General features: G+C 34.8%; 22 protein-coding genes and 1 riboswitch. Of the genes, 15 read left to right on the top strand and 7 right to left on the bottom strand.

From position 1 onward, the window contains the following. Positions 1–12 precede the first annotated feature (12 nt). Entirely contained in the window at positions 13–1,170 is a 1,158-nt protein-coding gene (locus DAY19_RS00455) for a phosphatase PAP2 family protein (protein ID WP_114705215.1), read from the bottom strand. Between the two features lie 628 nt (positions 1,171–1,798). Here DAY19_RS00455 and DAY19_RS00450 point away from each other — a divergent pair. The 5 genes from DAY19_RS00450 (at position 1,799) to DAY19_RS00430 (ending at position 6,898) form a co-directional block, all read left to right on the top strand. Continuing rightward, positions 1,799–2,803, top strand: a complete 1,005-nt coding sequence (locus DAY19_RS00450) for a sensor histidine kinase (RefSeq protein WP_158536715.1) — start codon at positions 1,799–1,801, stop codon at positions 2,801–2,803. 132 nt (positions 2,804–2,935) lie between these two features. After that, positions 2,936–4,339: an ATP-binding protein gene (locus tag DAY19_RS00445; RefSeq protein WP_114705213.1), complete on the top strand. Its 1,404-nt coding sequence runs from the start codon at positions 2,936–2,938 to the stop codon at positions 4,337–4,339. Between the two features lie 93 nt (positions 4,340–4,432). Continuing rightward, complete coding sequence (locus tag DAY19_RS00440) at positions 4,433–4,882, top strand: hypothetical protein (RefSeq protein WP_114705212.1); 450 nt, start codon at positions 4,433–4,435, stop codon at positions 4,880–4,882. Between the two features lie 139 nt (positions 4,883–5,021). Beyond that, a complete protein-coding gene (locus tag DAY19_RS00435) occupies positions 5,022–6,416 on the top strand; it encodes a sensor histidine kinase (protein WP_114705211.1) in 1,395 nt (464 codons plus the stop codon). Positions 6,417–6,496: 80 nt separating this feature from the next. Beyond that, on the top strand, positions 6,497–6,898 hold the full coding sequence (locus DAY19_RS00430; RefSeq protein WP_114705210.1) for a hypothetical protein: 402 nt from the start codon (positions 6,497–6,499) through the stop codon (positions 6,896–6,898). A 185-nt stretch (positions 6,899–7,083) separates the two neighbouring features. On the opposite strand, the gene DAY19_RS00425 is transcribed toward DAY19_RS00430, so the two are convergent. From DAY19_RS00425 to DAY19_RS00410, 4 genes are read right to left on the bottom strand one after another with little or no spacing between them, the layout of a single operon-like run. After that, positions 7,084–8,388: a cryptochrome/photolyase family protein gene (locus tag DAY19_RS00425; protein WP_114705209.1), complete on the bottom strand. Its 1,305-nt coding sequence runs from the start codon at positions 8,386–8,388 to the stop codon at positions 7,084–7,086. Position 8,389: 1 nt separating this feature from the next. Next, positions 8,390–9,349 carry a DUF523 and DUF1722 domain-containing protein gene (locus tag DAY19_RS00420; RefSeq protein ID WP_114705208.1) on the bottom strand — a complete coding sequence of 320 codons (960 nt, stop codon included), beginning with the start codon at positions 9,347–9,349 and terminating at the stop codon, positions 8,390–8,392. Between the two features lie 19 nt (positions 9,350–9,368). Continuing rightward, on the bottom strand, positions 9,369–9,902 hold the full coding sequence (locus DAY19_RS00415) for a lipocalin family protein (RefSeq protein ID WP_114705207.1): 534 nt from the start codon (positions 9,900–9,902) through the stop codon (positions 9,369–9,371). A 28-nt stretch (positions 9,903–9,930) separates the two neighbouring features. After that, positions 9,931–11,313: a TIGR01777 family oxidoreductase gene (locus tag DAY19_RS00410; RefSeq protein ID WP_114705206.1), complete on the bottom strand. Its 1,383-nt coding sequence runs from the start codon at positions 11,311–11,313 to the stop codon at positions 9,931–9,933. 101 nt (positions 11,314–11,414) lie between these two features. Here DAY19_RS00410 and DAY19_RS00405 point away from each other — a divergent pair, with 101 nt between their 5' ends. The 4 genes from DAY19_RS00405 (at position 11,415) to DAY19_RS00390 (ending at position 14,818) form a co-directional block, all read left to right on the top strand. Continuing rightward, a complete protein-coding gene (locus DAY19_RS00405) occupies positions 11,415–12,320 on the top strand; it encodes a MerR family transcriptional regulator (protein WP_114705205.1) in 906 nt (301 codons plus the stop codon). Positions 12,321–12,391: 71 nt separating this feature from the next. Then, positions 12,392–12,733, top strand: a complete 342-nt coding sequence (locus tag DAY19_RS00400; RefSeq protein WP_114705204.1) for a hypothetical protein — start codon at positions 12,392–12,394, stop codon at positions 12,731–12,733. 86 nt (positions 12,734–12,819) lie between these two features. Beyond that, complete coding sequence (locus DAY19_RS00395; RefSeq protein ID WP_114705203.1) at positions 12,820–14,328, top strand: hypothetical protein; 1,509 nt, start codon at positions 12,820–12,822, stop codon at positions 14,326–14,328. Between the two features lie 97 nt (positions 14,329–14,425). After that, on the top strand, positions 14,426–14,818 hold the full coding sequence (locus DAY19_RS00390) for a hypothetical protein (protein WP_114705202.1): 393 nt from the start codon (positions 14,426–14,428) through the stop codon (positions 14,816–14,818). Between the two features lie 57 nt (positions 14,819–14,875). Here the strand turns inward: DAY19_RS00390 and DAY19_RS00385 are convergent, their stop codons facing one another. Next, positions 14,876–15,505 (bottom strand): hypothetical protein, encoded by a 630-nt coding sequence (locus tag DAY19_RS00385; protein ID WP_114705201.1) that lies wholly within the window; start codon positions 15,503–15,505, stop codon positions 14,876–14,878. A gap of 115 nt (positions 15,506–15,620) precedes the next feature. Beyond that, positions 15,621–15,698, top strand: a riboswitch (adenosylcobalamin-variant (AdoCbl-variant) riboswitch). Between the two features lie 25 nt (positions 15,699–15,723). On the opposite strand from DAY19_RS00385, the gene DAY19_RS00380 reads away from it, so the two are divergent. From DAY19_RS00380 to DAY19_RS00360, 5 genes are all read left to right on the top strand, one after another. Next, positions 15,724–16,119, top strand: a complete 396-nt coding sequence (locus DAY19_RS00380) for an acyl-CoA thioesterase (RefSeq protein WP_148666850.1) — start codon at positions 15,724–15,726, stop codon at positions 16,117–16,119. Positions 16,120–16,163: 44 nt separating this feature from the next. Next, positions 16,164–16,730 carry a pentapeptide repeat-containing protein gene (locus DAY19_RS00375; protein WP_158536713.1) on the top strand — a complete coding sequence of 189 codons (567 nt, stop codon included), beginning with the start codon at positions 16,164–16,166 and terminating at the stop codon, positions 16,728–16,730. Positions 16,731–16,755: 25 nt separating this feature from the next. Next, positions 16,756–18,246, top strand: coding sequence for a hypothetical protein (locus DAY19_RS00370; protein ID WP_114705198.1), 1,491 nt, complete (start codon positions 16,756–16,758; stop codon positions 18,244–18,246). A gap of 160 nt (positions 18,247–18,406) precedes the next feature. Continuing rightward, positions 18,407–19,720 (top strand): sensor histidine kinase, encoded by a 1,314-nt coding sequence (locus DAY19_RS00365; protein WP_133296840.1) that lies wholly within the window; start codon positions 18,407–18,409, stop codon positions 19,718–19,720. Positions 19,721–19,789: 69 nt separating this feature from the next. Next, the gene (locus DAY19_RS00360) at positions 19,790–20,536 is read left to right on the top strand and encodes a Bax inhibitor-1/YccA family protein (protein WP_114706223.1); all 747 of its coding nucleotides are present in this window, start codon (positions 19,790–19,792) and stop codon (positions 20,534–20,536) included. Between the two features lies 1 nt (position 20,537). Here DAY19_RS00360 and DAY19_RS00355 read toward each other — a convergent pair whose 3' ends face one another. Next, complete coding sequence (locus DAY19_RS00355) at positions 20,538–21,203, bottom strand: hypothetical protein (protein WP_114705196.1); 666 nt, start codon at positions 21,201–21,203, stop codon at positions 20,538–20,540. 252 nt (positions 21,204–21,455) lie between these two features. Between DAY19_RS00355 and DAY19_RS00350 the strand changes: the two genes are divergently transcribed. Continuing rightward, positions 21,456–24,494 carry a hypothetical protein gene (locus tag DAY19_RS00350; RefSeq protein WP_114705195.1) on the top strand — a complete coding sequence of 1,013 codons (3,039 nt, stop codon included), beginning with the start codon at positions 21,456–21,458 and terminating at the stop codon, positions 24,492–24,494. Position 24,495 lies beyond the last annotated feature (1 nt).

Below are 24,495 nucleotides of genomic sequence, written 5' to 3'. Positions count from 1 at the left end.
TCCAATTTTATTTTATTGCGATCTTAAAAATGCTTCATAAATACAAGCACGAATTCTATCTTTTCCCTCAGGTAATTTCTTACATTTGAATTCAGTTTTTGTATTATTTCTAGGTCTCCATTCAAAGTTGACCATGAAAGTTCCTGTTTCACGATTCCAAGAAGGAAAGACCATTAGTCCACCATTTGAATCATCGCCTTCGTGCATTCTAATAACAAGCTTTGTTATTAGATGTCCAGCAATCGCTCCTGCAAATACATCTGATAGCCAGTGTTTTCTATCGTGTAGGCGGCCATAAGAAGTTAGAGCGGCCACACCGTAAGCTAAATATGGAACGACTTTATTATCTTTATAAATTTCTGCAAAAACTGTTGCAAATGACCAAGCTCCTGAAGAATGACCTGAAAAGAATGACTTTCCAGTTGTTCCAAAAGCATATGGCCCCTGGTCAGCATTTGGTCTTTGGCGCCCAAAGCCTCTCTTGAATGCTTCCGTTACAATCTGAGTAGCAATTTGACTCGTTAAAACGTAGAGTCCTGCCTTTTTAAGTTTTCCATCTTTTATAACAACACCTAAAAAGTATGATCCGGCGGCTGCTCCTCCAAGGATCATTTTGTCGTGATTATTTGTTGGGTAGACGAGTTTTTCAGTAAAGCCATTCTTATGATCTTGGACAAAGTCCATTGTTTCTTGGTCAGAGCCAAACATAACAAGTCCAAGTGAAGTGGAAGCTGCTAGCATTAGAAGCTCTTTATCACTTAAACCTAGTGGGATGAAATATCCTTTCTTATTATTAGATGAATCAAATTTACGAAGGTAATTAGAGAACTCTTGTGGCGACATTCCACCATAAATGGCCTTGTTTCCAATTCGCCCCTTAATTCCTTCCATTCTGTCGATATTCTTTTGTTCTTCTTCACTACAGCCTTGTACCGTATTCTTACAACTATAGATTTCATCAAGCATATGCTTGGCATTTGAGCGAAGATCTAACTCATTTTCATCAACTGTGACACAACCTTCATAGCGCCATTCACAATCACTTTCATAGACAGTTTGATATATGTCTTTTTGAAAAAAAATCTCATCATTAAGCTTATCTGCTTGGGCAAATTGCCCCATGAGAAGAGTCGATAGAATTAAACTTTTTGTTATTTTTAATGTTTTCATAATTTCTAATATAGAGAAAACGGTTAAAATATGTTTATTTATGTAATATTCACATTGCAGATCAAAAATTGGACAGTCTTAAGAAGGATTTTACAAAGTATACAAAAAATAAGCCTGTAATATTAGGCACTTAAAGTTGTTTTAAGCTACAGTTATACTATTCGTAATAGTATTTATTTGTCGTATGATAGTGTTTTTATCATAATGGACATTTAACTAAACTAGAAAAAGGTATGTTGTGGATATTATAACGTATACGAATATAACTCGTTATACTACGATTTTCTTCTTTTCATTCTTTGTTTACCACTCAATAAGTGGCTTTTTAAATTATTACAATTTAAAAGACCGCTCGACTTTATGGTATACTTTGATGTCAGTTGCTTCAGCCTTTTACTGCCTTTTCTTTACTATAAATACTCATGTACTAGACATAAAAAACTCAAACATTATTTTAAATAGTCTTTGGATTTTTGCTTTTTGTGCTTTTTACGCCTATATGCATGCTATAGAGGCTTTTTTTGGAAGCTCCATTAAGATGATAAAGTATATCAAAGTGTATATCCTCTCTCTGGGCATCTTTCAGATTCTTTCTCTTATTTCTTACGCTTTTTTTGATTATAGCTTTATGTTTTCACCCCAGTCACAAATAAAAGATAGCCTCTTTTATCAATCGACGAATATCGCAATCTCACCAAATTTGATAGGAAACCTAGTCGGAGGCAGTGCAGCTCTTTGCGTCTTTTATGTTAGCTTTGTTATCTGGAGAGAAATTTCGAAACGAAATCTTGAGGAATACTTACTGAGAATAGGTGTTATATTTAATATTCTCGTTGTATTGAATGATACTTTTATAAGCTTAGAAGTTTCAGGAAGCTTGATTCCTATTTATTATTTTGCTAATGCCTTTGAGGCTCTACGGTTTAATTTACACTTTCTTAAAAAGGCCCATAGTAAGATGTACAACCTCGAGTCAGAAGTAGTTCACTTATCTAAAGTCGCTCAGTTTGGATATGCAGCGGCTAGTATTGCACATGATATCAAGAATCATGTTTTCGTAATGAAAGTTAAAGTTGATAAACTAATAAAAGGACGATATTCGACAACTGATAAGGTTTATGAAGATTTAAAAAAGTATAATGAGGGTATATTAGAAATCACCGATCTATATATGAATATTTTTAAGAATAATATTAGTTCTCAAAAAGAAGAATTAGACTTTAATGAGATTTTAAAAGATGTTAGGGGACTAATCTTACCAAAGTTTGAAAATACTAATGTTCGATTTTTAGAAGAAACTAAAAATTTTAAAATATTTTGTAATAAAGCAGAAATGGTAATTTGCCTCGTTAATCTTATAAAAAACTCTTTAGAAGAGGTTAAAGAAAAGAAGGACAATCCTTGGGTTTTGCTTAAAAGTGATATTGAAAAAAATAAGATACTTGTAGTAGATAGTGGCGATGGGATCGATCAAAAACAAGCAGAACAAATCTTCAAGTTTGGCTATACAGGAAAGAAATCTGGAGGTCATGGAGTAGGGCTGGCCATAACAAATGAATTGTTGCAGCGCTCCGGCTTTTCTTTAAAACTTGAGAAAGGTTGTAAAAATACGACGTTCTCTATCAATTGTTGAGATAATTTTTAAAATTAATTAGATAAGTGTTTGAAAATATTTATTTGTTAAGATGGTTTACTCTTTGCTTTATTAGAGTGTATCGATATAAACTATTTATCAATTTTATTAATTAATCTTTGGAGAAGGTCGGTGGAGCTAGACCTATATGTCGCATTCACGCGTTATTTAACGACTTTTGTGTTTTCGTTTTTTATCTACCAACTTTTTGCAAGTTTAGTTAATTATACACAGCTCAAAGAAAGAGAAGCTTTATGGCCAATGGTCATGTGTTTGACGACTGCGGCATATTGCTTTGTTTTTGCTTTCAATACTCATTTCATCAATCAAAAGTTATCAGATTTTCTTTTAATGATCTTCTGGGTTTGTGCTTATTCGTCTTTTTACAGTTACATAAGAACCATAGAAGTTTATTTAAAAAGACGTATAAAGAAGCTTGAGTTTGCGAAGCTATATTGTGTGTTTCTAGTTAGTGTTCAGATTGTTTGTGCCATATCGACACTGCTTTTTAATCACAACTTTCTTTTTGATGAGCACAACTACGTCAAGTCCAATCTCTTTGCTCAGACAATGCACTTTAATGTTTCTCCAAATATATATGGTAAAATATTAGGAGGTCTCGGTGCTTTAGTTGTTCTCTATACATGTATTGTCATTTGGATTGAATTAAATCGATTAAAAAGAAATGAAGTTCTACTAAAGCTTGGAATTATTGTAACTTTTCTCGCTGTTTTAAATGATACTGCATTGGGACTTGAAATCTCAGGTGCAATTCTTCCTCTGTATTATTTCGGTAATGCATTTGAAGCAGTACGTTTTAATCTATATTTTCAAAGAAAGGTGTATCGTAAATTATTCAACCTAGAGAATGAAGTTGTAAGACTCTCTCGAATTGCTCAATTTGGATTTGCTGCTGCAAGTATCGCTCATGATATTAGAAATCATATATTTGTTCTTAAAATAGGAATTGATAAACTTATTAAAGGAAGGGAGGAGGACCCACAGCAGAATTATAAATCTTTAAATAAACACATTAATAAAGTTTCAGAGATCACAGATCTTTATATGAATGTTTTTAATAAGAATAATGCAAATGAAAAGAATAACGTCTCTGTAAAGAAGATCGTTGATGAGGCCATTGAGCTCGTAGCTCCAAAGTACAAAAATTCTAATGTTGAGCTAATTGTAGATATCGAAGACTTTTCAATTTATTGTAATGAAACGGAGATCACTATTAGTATAGTGAATTTATTAAAGAATGCCCTCGAAGAAGTTTCTTTTGTTGATAAGTATCAGTCTCCATGGGTCCAAGTTCATGCCTACGCAAGCAAGAGAAGTATCTGTGTTACTGATTGTGGTCAAGGAATTTCTAATGAAATTGCTTCCGAAATATTTAATTTTGGATATTCTACTAAGAAGGGTGTTGGTGGACATGGGGTTGGGCTTGCTATCACAAAGGCACTTCTTATGCGTTCTGGATTTCAATTAGGTCTATTAAAAGATTCTAAGAATACTACTTTTGAGGTCTTATTTTAATGTTGTGGTCCTAAAGTAATTACATACCTTCGTGCAATCTCATGAAGTTTCTTGTATTGACTATTAAATTCAAAAATCACTCAGGAGCACTATATGAAATCATTTGTTTTACCCCTAATTCTAGTTATGGCTTCGTCTAATTTATTCGCAGCCGGTAATGTCTCAAGTTTCCTTAAGAGCCTCGAAAAGCTTGACGGACAAGAAGGACGAGTATCTTCTAATACAAATGAAAGAGGAACAGGTGAATGCCAAATTGAAATTCTAAAAGATACTCAATCAACAAGTATTTATTTTAGAAACACTGGATATTATTTTACCCCTGTGGCCCATGCTTTTTCTGATTCAGCTGAGCTTGTCGATGCTAGCACGCTACTTGTCTCTGAGGACTCTAATCGCCCAGGAGGTGATGCTTGTGGAAGCTATGGAGGAGAAAGCGGTTACAAGAAAACAATTACTCTATATGGAGATTCAGTCACTATTAGAGAGACATTTCGTTGCTTTTTATTCAAAAAATACGACTTTAGTTTCACTTGTAAACTATAATATTTAGTAAAATTTTTTAGGTAATTAAGGGAGTGTATAAGCTCCCTTTTTTGTTAAATTAGTTAAGCTTCAGAGAATTTTTTAAAGTATTTCTATATTTTATGTGTTTAATTAGTCTAAATAATGTATATTTTATATTATGAGTGTTGATGAATATATAGTAGTTACTCGGTATGTAACTATCTTCGCATTTTCATATTTCCTATACCAAGCATCAATTGGTGCCTATACTTATCGGAAACACCTAAATGTGAAGGCTTTCTGGCCTATTCTTATGTGTCTTTCGGCCGGTGCTTATGCCGTTTTAATTGCTGTAAATACTCATGTCTCAGACCCTAAACTTTCTAATTTCCTCTTAATTACGTATTGGTTCTTCGCATATTGGACTTATTATTGTTACCTAAAGGCGATAGAGGGTTTTTTTGGATATGAACTTAAAAAGCTGTGGTTCTCTAAGTTCTTTTGTGTGGCCCATTCGGTCTATGTTGTCATTGGAGGTTTTCTCTACCTCTTCACTTCAATTGATTTGATGTTTAAGCCTCGGGAAATTCCACCTTCAACACTTTTTACAAAAGCATTAAATCTACAAATCTATCCCAGTTTTTTAGTTGTTCTAATAGGCGTTATGGGACTAGTCGTTATTCTCTATTCTACTATCGTCGTTTGGAAGGAATTAAATAGACGAAACAAGAATGAGTATCTTTTTAAAACGGGATTAATCGTTACTTTATTTGCATCGATATGGGATACATCAATAGGAACAGAAACAATTGGTTATCTCGTTCCTATCTATTATCTGGGCTACGTTTTTGAATCCATGCGATTTAATATTTATTACCAGGATTTGGCTTTTACAAAGATGTATAACCTAGAAAAAGATATGGTTAAGCTCTCTAAAGTCGCCCAATTTGGCTTCGCTTCAGCTAGTATTGCTCATGATATTAGAAATCATCTCTTTGTCTTAAATACGGCAAATAATCGTTTAGAAAAAGAATTATTAGAAGATCAACGTCGATATACAAAAAAACTCCGAAAACATATTGCAAAGATTCTGGAAGTTACTGACTTCTACATGAATATCTTTAAGAAGAATTATGATTCTCACAAAGAGAGAATCAAAATCTCAGATGTCACAATGGAAGCAATTGATCTCGTACAAGAAAAGATTGATAAGCATAAGGTAAAAGTAGAGCTTGAGATTGAAGATTTTGATATAGATGGCAATGAAACAGAGCTAAGCTTGTGTTTAGTTAACTTGATAAAGAACTCACTTGAAGAGATAAAAACAACAGATACACCTTGGATAAAGGTCATTACTTCATCAAGTCAGCGGTTTATTAAGATTGTTGACTCTGGAAATGGGATTCCAAGGGATCAGTTAAAGAATATCTTTGAAATGGGTAAGACTACAAAGAAGGACGGCTCAGGCTTTGGTGTAGGTTTGGCCATCACAAAGCAAATCATTGAAAACTCAGGATATCAACTTCTGGTTGAGGAAGATTCAGAAAATACCACATTCGTGATAAATTTTTAGGGTTTCATTTATATTATTTTATTCTTAGGCATGCTGTGTTACTGATAGGCTAAATATTTTGTAATATTAGGGAGCTTAATATGAATATCTTAAAATCTATTATTCTACTGAGTGCTTTTTCTGTATTTGCACATCAGCCACAATCAACTTTTATTATCACTAATGATGCTCAATTAGGGACAGTTATTGGTTTCAGTGATTCTAGCTTCAATTATGATGTAAACGATACAAAGAGAGAAAGACAATTTTGCTTTGTCGGTAATGTAAATGAAGTATGTGCTCAAATTGAGCAAGCTTCTTTTGATATGAATGGCCGTTATTATCAAGGATCTCATGATCGTATTGAATTACTTAGCTGTGAAGTAAAGGTTCAAGATGATTATCGTTTAAAAGACTATATTGAAACGACATATAACCTAAGCGATGACTACGGGTCAGACTTCACTGTAACTCGTAAGATTGAGACATGTCTTAAAAATTAGAAATTCTCAAATAACTTTTAGGCCCATTTATTGGGCCTTTTCTTTTATATTTTCCAATACTTATTAAATTTTAATTGGTCTGACTTATAAAAAGTCAGAATGTCAGGATAATTATATTTAGCTTAATTTGTCTTCCTATAACCTAAGTACAAGAAAGTGATGAGTAATATCAGTTGTGAGATTGATTAATTACATTCTTTATATACCCTGATGGTTTCGTGATATGCAATTTTGTGATCGACTATTTCATCAGGGTATTTATCAGTTCCGTATTCTGGAATCCATTTCTTTATGTATTCAAAATCTGGATCAAATTTCTTTTGCTGTGTATAGGGATTAAAAATTCGAAAATATGGGGCAGCATCACAACCAGTTCCTGCCACCCATTGCCAATTTCCATTATTAGAAGCAAGTTCAAAGTCATTTAGTTTGCGAGCAAAGTATTTCTCACCCCAACGCCAGTCAATGAGAAGATCCTTAACTAAAAAAGAAGCCGCAATCATACGAACTCGGTTATGCATATAGCCCGTCTCATTTAATTCTCTCATTCCTGCATCAACTATTGGGAAGCCTGTTTTTCCTTCACACCACTTCTTGAATTCTTTTTTATTATTCTTCCATTTTATATTTTTATATTTCTCTCTAAATGGAGCATTCTCGACATGAGGGAAGTGATAGAGGATTTGAATGAAAAACTCTCTCCAGATTAGTTCACTTAACCATGTATCATTTTTCTTATATCCTACTTGTGCACATTTTCGAGGAGATATGGTTCCAAATCTTAAATGGATACCTAGTTTTGATGTCGCATCGAGAGCTGGAATATCACGGTTCTTGTCATAGTCATCAATTATTCGACCTTTAATCGTTTTTACTTGTTCATCAGCTTTCTCATTATAGATAAAACCAAGATCTTCTAACGTTGGTAAGGTTTCTGCCTTAAAGTTCTTAAAATTATCAAAGTATTTATGTGTTTCAAGGGTCGCAATGTCTTTTGGCCTTAATTCTGCCAGCCATTTATTTTTGTAAGGAGTGTAGACTACATATGGTTTGCCATCATCTTTTAAAATATCGTCTTTAGCAAAAATACAGTGATCTTTATATTGGCGAAAACTAATATTTTCTTTTTCTAAAAAAGAAGCAATTGCTTTGTCTCTTTTAATCGCATATGGTTCGTAGTCTTCATTTGTATAGACTTCTTCGATATTATATTCTTTTATAAGCTTCTTGTATTCAGTAAGGGGATCACCCGTTAAGATAAGTAGGTCACTTCCAAGATCGTTTAATTCTTCTTTGAGGTCAGTTATTGCATCATGAATGAAACTTACTCTAAGATCATTTTCATCTTCTAACTTCGACAAAATATTTGTATCAAAGATAAATATAGGAAGGACTTCTTTCTGTGATTGTAGTGCATGAAGAAGGCCGCGATTATCTTTTAATCGAAGGTCTCGACGAAACCAGAATATATTAACTTTCTTAGAACTCATATTATGCAATATCTTTTAATAGCTTTAATTCTTTTGGGTACGGTTCAAAGATATATTGGTCTTGTAAATATGCCTTTTGATGTGCCTCTGTTAATACGTTTAGAAACGAGTTTATTGTGAGGTAATTTGAAACACCATTTTGATAATCTTCCATTAAGTTTAACAAGGCTTTCTTTTCTCCTGCCCCTAAATCATTCTTAAAATATCCAAAGACATGATAGCAAGCATTTAGTCTATTCTTACGAGTTGGAAGAATTGAAATCGTTTCCATAAATAACTTAAAGTATATTTGGTAAACTTTTTGTGCTGATAAACCTTCATGGTTAGCAGCAATACGACCGAGAGTTCTCATATTCTCTTGGTTATGTTCCATGATGGCATACTTATGCATCTGATGAAACAATTGTAAGTCCCTCATCGTTCCATTTAGTTGTTTAAAACGAAAGTGTGAAAATATCTTTTTTACAAAGTTTTCTCTTAGTTCAATATTTTTAATTCTTCCATTATCGATATAAGGAAGGTTAGGGAATTGATCCATTATGAATCCTGCATATAAACCAGTTGATTTATTCACATAATTTGGATCATCTAATGTAATGGTCTTTACGTTATCTGGCCCACAAGTAGGAGACTTCCTCGTAAATATATGGCCGTCGATATCTAAGTTCTTTAAATCATCTTCGATTGACTCATATGTAATATAAGCTGTCTGAGTAAGTTCTTCTTTTGTGAACTTAGAGCGCAGCTTTACTTCATTGTCTTTTCTAGTGGTGCGAAAGAGATGAATTTCTTCTCTTGGAACACCCAGTCCCATCGCAAGTTCTGGACAGACTGGGTGAAAATCAACAAATTTAGATAATTCTGAATAAATCCAATTCTCACGACAATGGCCACCATTGTAGCGAATATTTTCACCTAAAAGGCATGAGCTTATAGCAATGAGTGGTTTTTGTCGTTTCATAATTTATCCAATCTCAACCTTATTGTTGAGTCTTTAAAAGTTTACTAACATCAAAGTGAAGATCTTTCGCTTTTGCTACTAGTTCAAGATAGATTTTCTCATCTAACTCTTTAGTACGTGAAAGAATCCATAGGTATTTTCTCGACTTGTCTCCAACCATTGCATATTGATAGTCTTCATCAAGTTCAAGAATCCAGTAATTACCTGCAAAAATAGGAAGCTTAATCCCTCTTAAAAAGAATTGTACTTTTAACTTTGCATTTGTTTCTTCATCAACAACCCAAGCTCTTGCTTCAGCTTCTTTGTATTCACCATCAGGAGAACCAACACGACACGTATTTATAACTTTAATATCTCCATCTTTTCTAAGACTGTAATTGGCTTCAACAGCAGTACAGCCTTTTTGAAAGCTTTGATCAAAACGTGCAATCTCATACCACTTACCTAGGTAGCGATCGAGATCAACATAATCAACTGTATCTAGCGGTAAGCTTGAGCTAGATAGTGCAACCGAGCACATTAACATTGAAAAAAATAACACGAGCTTCTTCATCTTCTTCTCCTTCTTAATTTTAGATTAACTACTTATTAACTTCATCAAAAATTTTATCTAATTTTTGACTACGAAATTTAAAAATTTTCTTAACATCACTCCTAACAAAGGCACCGGCAAAGAGATCCCCAAGGGCACCGAGAGGAACCTTATATAAGACCTCATCAGTTAAGAGTGTTCCATTCTTATATGGTATAAAACCATGTGTATGAACCCATTTGTTATAAGGACCTTCTAATTGTTTATCGACAAATTCCTTACCTTTAACAAAGTGTAAAATTTCTGATTTCCACTTAAGAGGAATACCATAAATACTTAAGCGGTAATCGATTATGGTACCCTTTGTAATCTCTGGAGTATTCATATCTAGTACTTTAAACCCGATAGAATCTGGTGTGATTGCTTCTAGGTTTTTTTCGTTACTAAAGAAATTAAAGACATTCTCAACTGGCCTTTCAACCCATTGAACCTGTGAGAACTTTTTTTCCAAACCCACAAGATCCTCCAAAGCATCTTTTAAGTTAGGAAATTGAAATTGAAATTTATTTTCATTTAAATATGATGGGATTACATTTTGACCATCTAATAAGAGGGTAGACATCTCTCCTAGAATTATTTTTAATGCAAATCCTGGTGCAGGAAGAATCGTTGGTCTTTTAACAACGCTTCCTAGAGTTGATGTGAATTCTTTATTACTTACTGGTCTTGGAGCTGTTGCATTAATGGCAACTTGATTAACTTGGTTTTCCACTAGGTGAAGATAAATACTTACTAGGTCCTTAATGTGGATCCAGCTCATAAATTGATTTCCACTGCCCAGTTTTCCGGCCACTCCAAGTTTAAAAGCTGGAAGCATTTTTTGAAGAGCACCACCGTTGTTGGCCAAAACGATACCTGTTCTTACATGATTAATAAGAATCTCTTTATTATTTAATTTATCAGTTTCGTCTTCCCAGGCCTTGCATACCTTGGCCAGAAAATCATCACCGTATGAAGCGTCTTCTTTTAGCGCCGGAGGATTCTTTTCACTTTGTGTTCCATAAATTCCAATAGCACTGGCCGTGATAAACTTCTTTAATGAAACTTGATTATTATTAATTGTATCAACTAAGAGTTTAGTACTTTGTGTTCGAGAGTTTAATATTTTCTCTTTTTGTTTCTCGGACCAACGGCCGCCTCCGATATTCTCACCTGCAAGATGAATAATTGTTTCAACACCTTCCAGAGCAGATTCATCGATCTTGTTCGCATTTGGATCCCATTCGAAAAATGAGAGAGGAATTGTGAATTGCTTTGCGGCCTTAGCTGTATTTCGAGTTAGTACTCTTATGTCTTCATGGCCTGCTTTAGCTAGAGCGTAAACTAACTCTTGGCCAATCAATCCAGTTGCTCCAGTGATAAGTATGCTCATTTTTCCTCCTGAGTATACAAGAAATAACTCTTGTATATGTTTTGTATATATAATATAATATACAACAATTGAACAAGAATTTGTAAAATATAGAGGCTTTCATGAATAAAAATATTGGTATCCGAGTAATTTCAGACATTTGTCGAGTTCAACCCCATACAATCAGAATGTGGGAGAAGAGATATGGTGCATTTGAGCCCGTTAGGGGAATGAATGGCGAGAGGCTCTATGGTGATGAAGATGTGGCCAGAGCTAAGGCCATGGCAAACCTCATTGCCCACGGACAAACAATTTCTAAAGTTGCTAATCTAACTCTACAAGAGTTAAACGAGCAGGTTTCTGGGATTTCTGATGAAATGGCCTATGAGACAAATCACATCATTAATGAAGGTGTTGAGCGCTTACTAAGTGCCCTAAAGAGATATGAAATTGATAGAGTTCATTCTGAAGCGGAATACTTAAGGCTTAATTCAAGCTCCAAGGAGTTTATCTTCAAGGTTGTCCTACCTGTAATGCAGCAAACTGGACAAATGGTTGTTGATGGTATGTATACCGTAACACAAGAGCATATCGTTTCGACTATTATTAGGGAACAACTTGGACAAATTAGATTACCAAATCTCCCAGAGTCTGAACGTTTTGCCTTAGCTACTCCTGAAGGAAACCTTCATGAATTATCAATTATAATTGCTGATATCCTTTGTAAGGCCAATAGAAATAGTACTTATTATCTTGGTGCCGCAAATCCTGCACATTGCTTAGCAGAGGCCGTTAACGCGCTATCATGCGATAATATCATCCTTGGTGTTGTAAGTTCTGATCATTGGAATTATGAAACTCATATCATTCCATATTTGAACCGAGTAGATAAAGTCCTTAATAGACCAGTTAGGATCATACTAGGTGGGGCGAAGCCTTTGGACTTTCCAGAATTCAAAAATATTAAGTCTGTTGAAATAATTGCTGACTTCCAACTATTTGATAAGAGGTTATCTGGGCTCTCATAATTAACGCGTTAGGCTTTGTCATACCATTGTTTGATTAGTAAAACTTCCTCGACTTTATAGAGGAGACAACAATGAGAAACACATTCCTAATGTTTATTGCATTATTCTTTAGTGCTCAAGTATTTGCACTAAATGGTAATAATGAATGCCTAAGATTCGAAAATGACGCAGCTAAGGTTGAAGCAATTGAATTTAGCGCAAATTTATTAAATTACGAATCAACTCTTGATTTCTGTACAGCAGATCGCCTTTGGGATCTTCAAGTAACACATGCTCCAAATTTTTGGCCAGTAGGTGAAGAAGATGATCATCATATTAAGCTTCAGCTTCATTATGAGTATCATAGCTGTACAATTTATTACAACCAGACACTTAAGAAGCTTAGTCGTCAGCGTTGTTATAATACTTGGTGATCTAAATAATATTTCAAATACTTAAGGCCCACTTCGTTGGGTCTTTTTTCTTATCTTTTCTTAAGAAATACCGATACTTAAATAAGATGAGAGCTAAATTAAAATATTATTCACTTATTCTTATTTGCTTATTAGCTACAGCTGAGCTCTTTGCTCAAAAGAGTCAGACGTTTGAGTTCGATGATAATAAAGACAAAGTAATTGATAATATCTTTCGCTATGTAGACGGAGCTCTTGTAGAGCACCTCAATGATCGTAATTATGATCAGAAATATGATTATAAAATGCAGGTAAAAGGTAATATTACTCGAATAGAAGCAGATAATGATTTTGATGGTAAATTTGATCGGCTCGAAATCATATCAAATAAAGGCACAAGCTCACAATATCAACTCTATGACATAAATGATGGAAAAAAGAAGCTAATAGTTGATAGAGAAATTTCAAATCTTGATCATAGAGAAACATTAAGTAATGAATCCAATATTAAATGTAGTTATGAAAACTTCCTCAGAGGTCTAGAAGGGGTTGATGATTTTATTGATAACTTCGATCCAATCATCTCAAGAATTGGAGGAGGTGTTTTTGAATTTACACCAGGAGTTCAAATACACAAGAGCTGCTTAGATAATCTAGGAGATGAGAAGTTTCCAAGAATGCTTCGAAATTCATTGGATAAAGGTCTAAGTTGTCTCTCTGATCTGGCCAGTCAGGATAAAGATAAGTCAATGAAAGGTGAGATTTCAAACTTGTTAAACTTTTTTAACATACAGTTAAGTGGAAAAGTGAATCCTACAAAATTCATCTGTCATAATAAAGATTATAATTGGAGTAATGGTGTCGTCGGTTATGCATCGACTAGTGAAGCTGAGATTAAGAGTCTAGGTATTAAGCATCCATTTGTTTCATTAAATCCAAAGATGGAAAAAAGCTTCTTTGGTGGAATAAAGAACGGCCCGAGCACAGATGAGTTAGAAGGTGTTATGTTTCATGAGATGATTCATAATTTTGGCTATCGACATGGAACAGGTGTCGATACATCTTATGGATGTGAAGCATGTTGCTTTGGTAATGATAAGGCAAAGAAATATGCATGTAATATCTGTGTTGGAAAGTATAAAGACGAAATGGATTCAGCATATATAAGAGATATGGCATTGATGTCTAAGGAATCAGGTCTCGTTTCAGCAGAGTTATTTCTCTACAATAACATTGAGAGAATCCCTGTTAATCAAGAAAATATCGAATCTTTCTTTATTGGACTGGCAACAAGAGGTCCAGGAGTTTTACAAGAATTCAAAAAACAAATGGAACAGAAAGGTTATAAAATACGAGAAACAAGTGAAACGAAAGAGCTGATAAGAGATGCAAAAAACTACCGCCCAATAAATAGTTTTATTGCAAAAGTAAGTGAAGCCTACGCAAGGGCGCTAGTAACATCATTTGTGGATAAAGAACCCTCAAAAGCTAAAACGGCCCTTAGAATGCAAATAACTTCAAAGTCACTTTTTGAAATAGCAGATGAAAATGCAAGAGATTCTCAATTTGCGGCAAAGCTTGGTCGTGGCATTAGAATGTTAGAAGAACTGCTTTAGTGTTATCTAATAATTGTATAGTGTAAATATTATCAATCGAATATACATCGTGTAGCTCGTAATCTATATTCCCCTAAATTATTTAAAGGGGATTCCAATGAAAAAGCTAATTCTACTAATGCTAGTTACGTCATCAATTTTTGCCAATACACTAAGTGAAAAGCAAGAATCAGAGGTTTTAACAGCAATTGATAATATTTGTGGTGATACATGGTGTGAAGGTGATTTTAATTTTAGCTTCAACCTATTTGTTTGTGATGAGAATACAAATTCATGTGTTCTTCAAGCAGATTTAATCGTTTATGACTATAGTGGTGAAGTTGAAACTGAAAAGCGCTTCCCACAATCTTGTATTGTTAAAGGTTATACAAACTTCAATCAAATGGTTGAAGAAAGTCGTTGGGGATATGATCTACAATGGCCATTCTATGAAGCTGTTACAGATTGTGTAACTGAGATGGAAGAAGCAGTTTATCAGGTTTGGGAATAACGGTTGAATTTAAAATATTAAAAATATAGGCCTCTTTCAAAGAGGCCTTTTTTATTTCTATTTTAATTTGTAAGGCATATTTGTTTTTGGATTCTTTAAAACACCTTGTGGAAATGAGCTTCTCATTCTCTTTCCATTTGAGAGAATTGTTACATTTACTTGGTTCCCACCAGAGGATGTCTTGTATTCAAATGAGATTTCATTATCTGAGAATAGTCTAATATTCTTATCTGATTGTGCATCAAATGTTGTGTCGTACTCTTTAAATGCATACATTTCATCGAGAAATTTAAATTCAATAGGGCGACTATATTGTCCTGCCCAGCCAAGTGCATATTTAGCGCTTTCCACTATAATTCTGACTCCACTTGTACATTCTTTCCCTGATTTAAAGAAACCAGTTTGTTCTAAAGACTTTGTACTATTTAAAGAATAAGTAAAACGAGTAAGGCCATTTCCTAATTTTGTTCTCTTCTCTCTTAGTGGAGTTGATTGATGTTTTGTTTTATATTCAGCAGAGTCAGACCACACTGGGATCTCATAACGACACCATTGCTCTAAAGTTACATCAAAATTGAGCTCATTTGTTGGAGCATAAAATTCAAAGCTAAAAGGTCTTGCTGTTGTTTGAACTGCTTGAGCGCTTAGACCTATAAAAAGAGTACTTAGGGGAATTAAGTATTTCATTATTTATTCCTTTATATGCGGTTTTTATTTAAGTTTTAAATGAAATATCACTTTTGTTCATTTATGCCAGTTAAAATGTATTTTATTCATTGCCTTGATGCTCGTTTCTATCTAATATCCAATAGTTAATTAGTGAATATGGTGAAAATCCATTACTGTCCCGCAACGGTTATAGTCCGATCCTAATTAGCAAATAACATTTATCCCGAGGAGGAATTATGACTGAAGATCAGTTAAAAGACGCAATCGCGCGCTCAAAAACACGTATTGTTAGGGCCGTTTTCCCAAATAGTACAAATCATTATGACACATTATTTGGTGGTATCACGTTGAAGTGGATGGATGAAGTTGCCTTCATTACCGCAACAAGGTTTGGGAGAAAGAAATTTGTCACTGTTTCAAGTGATCGTGTGGACTTCAATATGCCGATCCCAGGAGGCCACTTTGCTGAACTTATTGGAGAAGTTGTTAAAGTTGGAAAAAGTAGTCTAATTGTGGATGTTACTTTAATGCTTGAGGCAATGTATGAAGAAGGACAGGTTGAAGCAGTAAAGGGGAGTTTCACTCTAGTTGCAATCAATGATGAACGAAAGGCTGTACCTATTTTCTCATAAAAATAGAGATGGATGGATAAACTTTTTTAATTTAAAATATGACTATGTCATATTTTGAAGAAGAAGTATTTAATAGCGAAAATATTAGTGAACTCAGCTCTCTAAAAGGGGGCGAGTTCATTTGTTGTGAGTTTAATGATTTAGACTTAAGTGGACTAGATGCATCTGGTGCAAAGTTTATTGAATGTAAGTTTAATAACTCAAATTTGAGTAATTTAAATCTATTAGGTGCTACACTACGAGATGTTTCATTTCGTGATTGTAAGTGTGTCGGTATTAATTTTTCTGAGTGCAATAATTTATTTGATTTAAGGTTTAAGAGAGCTTCTCTTGATTATACAAGCTTTGTGGACTGCTCGTTAAATAGTTCAAGCTTTATTGAAAGCTCTTTTAAAGAGGCGGACTTTTCTCAGGGAACTTTTGAAAATTGTGACTTTACAAATAGCAATCTCTTAGGTGCGAATTTTTCAATGGCCAATATGAAAGGCTCTAATTTTAGCCATGCAATTAATTTCTACATTGATATTACAAATACAAATTTAAAAAAATGTAAATTCACTATGCCTGAGGCCCTAAACTTATTGGGACCTTTTGGGATAGAAATCGAATAATCAAAACTAAGCTAGGAAGGCGCCAATGAAAACACCAGAGAAATTTGCTTTAAAGGTTAAAGACAAAATCCGTGCACAAATTAATAGTGCCACTTCAAACAAACATCTATATTCACAAAAAGATTTCCTCTACGAAAGAAAGGGGCCTTGGCCACAGCCTTCTCCTGTTCATCCTTGGGGAGAATCTCCTGCTGTTATTCATGTTCCATTTAGAGAAGTCGCTGACTGGTGGCTTTGGATTGGCCTTCGTTATATGGCGACTTTACCTCTTGCTCCTTTTTATTATCTTAAGGCCAAGATCATTCCTGGACTAAAAGAAGTCACGAATAAGGAATTTGAGGACTTATTAAATTATTCGATGATGAGTAAATTTTTAAGTGATCAATTAGATGAGGAAGATTGGAGAGTATTTAGTGATTATAATAAAGACGAGAGAGAATGGTTTATTGTCGATCTCGATGCTGTAAGAGTTGTAAAAACTTTTCCTGGTATTTATGCCAGCGCTTCTAAAACACTCCTATATAAAGAAGGAGAGCGCTTCATCGTTCAGGCGATCTACATCAAAGACACTGAGACTGTATTTGATATAAGTGAGGATTCTGATGCATGGGAGCTAGCAAAGTACTTCGTCCTTCAAGGAGGAGCTCTATGTGCAACTTTAGTTGTTCATCCTTTATTGCACTTTCCATTCGACTCTATAAATGCCATCTCTAAGACATCATTACCTAAAGAGCATGTTTTATTTAAATTACTATCTCCACATTTTCGTTTTACTCTGCCTCTAGAGAATGCAGTATTAAATTATAAGAGCTCTCTTCTTCAAGAGAAGTGGTGGATGGTGTATGCGCCTTACCCTGGAGGGCCAGCTGGTTTAAGAGATTTACTAGTGGAAGGATATAAGGGAATTAAAGGAAATTTATCATATCCTCCATTTTCATACTCTCTTAATTCTCCAAGTGTTGAAGGAAAGTACGGCATCTATTTAAAAAGCTACTATGAAGTTTTCTATAAATTTGTATCAGAAATTTTATCAGATGTAGAAGATGGTGATTTTTGGATTACTAAATGGTCTGATTATTGTCATCAACACGTTAACGATTTTCCAAAAGGTAATGATATTTTCAAAGGTGATACATTAGTGAAAGCAGTGACGACCTATCTTTTTACAGTAACTGTTGCTCACGCTACTGATCATTACAATTATGGAATCTTAGATAAGAGACAGGTTCCATTACGACTTAGACAAGCGCCTCCTAAAAAGGGAGATAAGATGATGAAAAGATCAAAGCTTGTTAAGGCCTGGGATCAAATGAAATACTCTATGGCCGATAATCTCTTCTTTTCACCAACTACGGTGACAAAACTCATTGATGCTAATTATAAGTTCAAATGTCCTCGACGAAGAAAGGCAGTTATAACCTTTAAAAAAGATCTTATCGACCTTGATAGAAAGTTAAAAAAAGAGGGGATAGAATATATGCCACTTAATAAAATTTCGGCAAGTATTCAGTTCTAAAGGCTTAAATTATTGGCAGTAATTGGAGCTTGTTCACATGACGTAAATCATAATTGTATTTTTATGTTTTGAGAAAAAGCTCTTTTATTTCGTATAGTTACATCGCTAATTTCACCTCATGATGAAAGTGGCAATAAATATTATGGGATAATTGGCCATTATGATGTTACGTGATAAATTAATTGCGCTTCTATTTGGGGACTTGAAAAACTTTTCAGATCAAGAAGTTTCACATTTTCGTCTCTATCTATTGACGGTACTTCTTACAGCACCTCTATTGTGGACTCACGTACTGGCCGCATATGTATTTACAGATATTCCTGCCTTCTATCAACTGGGAATTGTCTGTGCAACGATTCATCTATTGAGTCCACTTCTGTATAAAGTATTCCGCTCTTTTTCATTAATCTTTCACGCAATCATGTTTGCAGGATTCTCTCATATTGTTCTTTGGACACATTATACCGGTGGAATTTACAGTGTTCAGCCTATTTGGTTTACCGTTCTTCCTCTTATCGCTGGAGTTGTAGGAACACGTAGAGACTTTATCGTCTGGTGTGTGATTCCTGTCGTAGCGACTTTATATTATTTCGTACTTAACTTAAATGGTTTTGTATTTACAAATCACTTATCTCAAACTGGTGATATTGCTGCCCGTGTTTTTATAATGATGGGACTTATCTTTTTAAATACTGTTTATATGTTTGTTTTCTTAACTGAAAGGGATCGCTTTAATAAGGCCATTTTTGAGAAGAGTGAACAGATTAATACACTATTAACACTCGTTGGACACGACATAAGTAACCCTTTAACTGTTATTAATTTATCACAGAAGAAGTTATTCAAATTATTAGAAGATAATTCTGATGAAGAGATTGAGAAGTGCTTGGCCCGTATTAATTCTTGCACGACTGGGATTGGAAATATACTCGCTCAAATACGGGATCTACAATCGATCAAACAAGGTAAAGTCGAGTTAAAATTTGAAAAGGTCTACATTAATGATGTTGTGGACTATCTTTCAAAAGTATTTGAATCTAAGCTTCAAGAAAAGGAGATTATACTAAATTATGACTTTAAGAAGTATCAAAATGTCTATGTCATGGGAAATGCTACAGCATTAAAATATCAAATTTTAGGTAATCTCCTCTCTAATGCAATCAAGTTTTCGGAAAGAGGTAAGGAGATAAAAATAACCTTAGAAGAAACAATTGATGGTGTTCATATTCATTTGGTGGATGAAGGTGTTGGAATTGATGAAACACTCTTAGATATTCTTTTTGAAAGTAATGCCATCACATCAAGACAGGGAACTGGTGGAGAAAAAGGAACAGGTTTTGGGATGTCCATTGTGAAGACATTTGTTGAACTCAGTCATGGAACTATTGCTGTGAAGTCCCGAACTAAGAATGACTCACCGGATAATCATGGAACACATTTTCAATTAAGCTTTAAAAAGGCCTTATTCTCTTAATTTTTCTTTTTCTGCTGGGATTTGTTATAATGTATTAAATTTATAACAAAAGAGGAATCTATGAGAATGATGAGGTCGACAAATCCGACACTATCAAATGATGTTTTTAATACAAGAGCAACAACAGGTGAAACAATGAGTTTTTCTGGTGTTTTCAATAAGGGGATGATTCTCTTTGCTCTTATGATGATGACTTTTATTTATACTTGGAATCAGACACTTGGTGCTCTTGAAAATGGTATGGGTGGCCAACTTTCACCATTTGTCATGATAGGTCTTATTGGTGGACTTATTGCAGCAATGGTTACAATTTTTAAACCAACTTGGGCCATGTTCACAGCTCCAATCTATGCACTCTTTGAGGGCCTATTACTTGGCTCTGTTTCAGCAATGTATGAATTTCAATTCCAGGGATTAGTCTTTAATGCCGTAACGATTACATTTGGGGCTTTTATCACACTTTTCTTTCTTTATCGTTGGGGCCTAGTTAGAGCAACTGGTACTTTTAAGAAGATTATAATGACAGCAATGGGGGCCATTTTCTTAGTGTATATGGTTGGATTTGTAATGAGCTTCTTTGGAGCATCAATTCCATTAATTCATGGAAATGGTCCAGTCGGTATTGGCTTTAGTCTTGTGGTTGTTTGTATTGCAGCTTTTAGTTTAATTCTTGATTTTGACTTCATTGAAAAAAGTGTTAATCAAGGTGCTCCTAAGTACTTAGAGTGGTATGCAAGCTTTTCTCTTATGGTTACTTTAATTTGGCTTTATATGGAAGTTTTAAGATTACTATCAAAGTTAAATAGTCGCGACTAATTTAAATATTTATGGACCAGCGTGCTCCAAAGAGTATCTGGTCCATTATTAGCTTTTCTGAATTAAAATCTTTTCCAGTTTTCCCATCTAAATCTTCAATCTTTTTACGATATAAATTAAATAGACTCTGATCTTCTGGCAGTTGATTGGCCATTTCTTTTAAAACTTGTGCTGCTTTTGAGAACTCTTTTGCAACGGGAGTATTAGAGCGTCCCGCTATTTCATAACTTTGATAAACAGAAGTAATCGTCTTTTTAAAATCTCGTAAGAGCTTCTTACTAATTGAATTATCAAGAGGAATATTCTTATTTGCCCAATCCTTAATTTCGCTTATCTCAGTAAAATGAGCGTAGAATGAATCAGTTCGGCTATACTCGTATCCCCATTTTGATTTCTTTACGATCACACCTTGGCAAACGACTTTTAAGGCATCATCACTTAAACTATTAACAGTGATCGTTGATGTTCCTAAAATCTCCTCACTCTCATAGCCTTCTAAATCAAGGCAACGATATCGACATGTGAAGATGACTTCTTTTGGATATGGTGCTGAAAAATCATTTTGAATATAGCGCTTAGTTGAGTAGTCACTAATACAGTGGCCGGCCTCTAGTGCATATGAATTAAATGAGAAAAGAATTAATGAAATAAGTAACTTTAAAATCACGTTCTATCCTTGAGTTGTCATACCGTTATAAATAACGAACCAGATATAAATAGATAAAATAAGGAGGATTACCTTAAGTACAATACGGATATAATTTGGCTTGCGTGGCTTCATTGGCGCATTATAGGTGGGACTTATCAAAAGTTCAATATTACTAAGTAGTTGAATATATTGAGTAGTATAGCTTTTACGTCAAGTTAATTAACTTAGTTTCCGATAAAGTCTTAAGTATTTTTATTATTAGGGGAAACAATGCTTAAACTTCTTAAGAATCCGTCACTAATTCTAATCTTTTCTCTCTTGGCCGGGGTATTTCCACAGGTCTATGTCGCAAAGTACGATTATCCAGATTTCTTAAGTCGCCTGCCGGCTTCTTCCGGTCAGAAAACGGCCTATGAAGTATGGGGTGAGATGATGGAGTCATCTGTGGCCTTTAATGCTAAAGCAACCCAAGTCCTAGGCTCTGGCCGTCGCGCCATTTCTTGGGGAGGTGAAAAAGAGGGTTCATCTTCATATGTCACAAGAATCTTTGGGCCAAGTGCACATACGTTTGAAGCTATTGTCGAAGGTTATTCGATGGATGAAGAAGAGCAAGTTACATTTCTTAGGGACTTCTTTAGTCGTTGGATGAATAATCGAGCTGGTGAATCGATACGTGTATGGATTGATGAAGATGGTGTTCGCCATGATCCTGCACAAGAGTTATTAGATGCTAAGGGGCGAAATAAGGCCATTAATATGTCCTTCTTAAATAACTTTGACCCGCAAACAGCATCACATGAACAGTTAATGAATAAATGGTCAGAATTTATTAGTAAGACCAATAATAGTCCATATAGTTATTTAACTCCTGGAACTAGACGTAAGTTCTTTAAAGGAGAGTTCTCATCATTAGTAGATCCAATTGACGATTACTATGACATGGTTCCCAATCTTGGAGCACCTGAAAAGTATATGTCTGAAATTGAAGACACTTCTGTTGGATGGGAAGTTAAATTTGCACCACAGAAGTCTTATGGTGAATTTCAAGAAATGATCGCATGGTTTAAGAAAACGATGGGACGCGGAGGTGAGTTATTTCAGGCTCCAGGTCACCAGCGTATGGTTGTTCCTATTGGTGGAAACTTTAATCGTTCAAAAGCAGCTGAGTTAACAAAAGCAGCTCAGGCCCTTATTGTCTTGGAGGGAATAGCTGGACGATCTGGTATTGAAACTGCTGATTATAAAAGCATTATTGATGATTATGAAATTATCGAAGCATTGGAAGACGGTTATGAAACAAATCGTGGCCCTCTTCGTGTCGATGATGAAGATCGTTTTATTAATAACTCAATATCAATTGAGTTTAGATCGGGGACAAAGAACTCTCGTGTCGCTCGCTTTATTCAAGCTTCAATGGCATCTCGCTTTTCTCGCGGTGACTTTACAGGGATCTCTAAAGCTGATTCTTGGAATATCATTGGAGAATACTCAACATACCCTGATGAAGATGATCTGGTTGAGCGTTTTGGACTAACTCGTAGTCAGGCCCAGAGGGCCGCTCAAAAACTAAGAAGAGCTGGATTAAGTGGTTACAATATTGCTCTATGGAATTGGTATGATGATAACCCAATGTTAGGGGATACTAAGAAAGCTATTTTAAAGAATTTAACACGAGACTATTTAATTGATGTCGCAAGTTTACGCCATACTAATTATGAGAATTTAAAGAAGGCCGTAATCTCTTTACAAAGAGAATGGGTTAAATCTTCAAATATTGCTGAAGATGTTAAGAAGTATATGATGCCTGCTCGAAAGTTTTCGGATAAAGAAAATTTTCATAAGTTTAAACCAGGTACAAGAATGAATGTCGATGTTAATAAAATCGATCTTGGAGTTGAGTACTCAGCTAAATTCCCTTTAAAGTTTGAAGGTGACTATGCCATGATTGAAGATGGTAGTGGAGGCTATAATCGCCAAAGGCTAATGGATGGAAAAATGTCTTGGCTTCAAACACGTGTTGATATGTCGCCAGAAGAAAAAGAAGAATACCTAAAGAAGATGGCCGTTGATCTAAGAGATCGTCTAGGTGGAGAAGGTGAGCCTGAAAGACTTTTTGAGGATGGTCACGGTCACGGTTTAGATATCGCATATAAAATTAAAGACTCAAAAGATCGTTCATGGCGAATTGAGTGGGATGGTATTGGGCGTAATTATACCCCAAGTGGTGAAGTCTTAGTTGAGTCTGTTAGAGCTGGATCAATTGAAGTTGTTACTCCAAAATTTGAACCAAATATGGATGAAGTCCAAGCAGTATATGATACTTTTGAAAAGAATAATGCCCTTCCATATATTAAAGCAGGTGGTGGGCACTTAAATATTGATCTAACAGCATTTGAAGGAAAGCCGAAAGAGTTTGCTCGTTTTCTAGCGACTTTCCATGAATACAGGTCAGTCATTGCTTTCTTATTTCAGGATCTCAATCGTATTAAAAGTGCAGAGCCTGTCGATATTAGTGAAGAGTTTGCTCAAAAGCTTGCTAATTGGAATGGCTCTGAAGCAGACCTAAAAAAGGCCCTTTATAATGAAGGATATTTTAACAAGCGAGTAGGAAGAAAGACTCGTTATACGCACTTAGATGTTTCGGCCTATTTTCAGGATGTGATTCCTCCTAAGTTTATTAGTGATGACTTTGATATCTCTAACCCAAAAGTTCCGTGGAGACCTGCCTTTAGAGTTAATCCAAAAATTCGCAAGGCCGAAGTGAGAATGTTTAATGCTCCAAGAGATGCATATGAGAGTGCTCTTCAAATGAAGCTATTTCGTGCAATTTTAAATAAAGCATTAAATAAAAATGATGAGATCTCTGGTGAGATGCAAAGTATTTCTCATGAAGAGTATCTGGAAAGGCCAGATCGTTTAATGGATGACTTAAAGAAGATGACTGATGATCTAGGTCTAGAGATGCGTGAATTTAGACCACTTGCTGGTGAAGCATTATCTAATGTTGAACATTATACGCAAATGAAATTTTATAAACCATTAGCTGATCAATTAACAAATAATCCAAAGTTTACTAATTGGGAAAGGGCAGTAAGACCAAGGGGAGCTCGTTCTGCGATTTCTTCTGAAGGAAGAGCTTATACTGGAGAAATTTCACCCGAGGCCCGAGAGTTTCAACGATTAAGGATTCAATCCGCAGAAGATAGCGCATACAATCGCGCCAATGCGGCCACAAATCTTTCTGGCCTTCCTCAGCTGAAAAAGAAGACCAATTGTGTAACAGCAATTAGAGATCTCATTGGTCAATAAC

Origin of the sequence: Halobacteriovorax vibrionivorans, from assembly GCF_003346865.1 — a bacterium.
Lineage (GTDB): Bacteria > Bdellovibrionota > Bacteriovoracia > Bacteriovoracales > Bacteriovoracaceae > Halobacteriovorax_A > Halobacteriovorax_A vibrionivorans.
The sequence above is the reverse complement of the archived record's forward strand: the minus strand, read 5'-3'. Positions and strand labels throughout refer to the sequence as shown.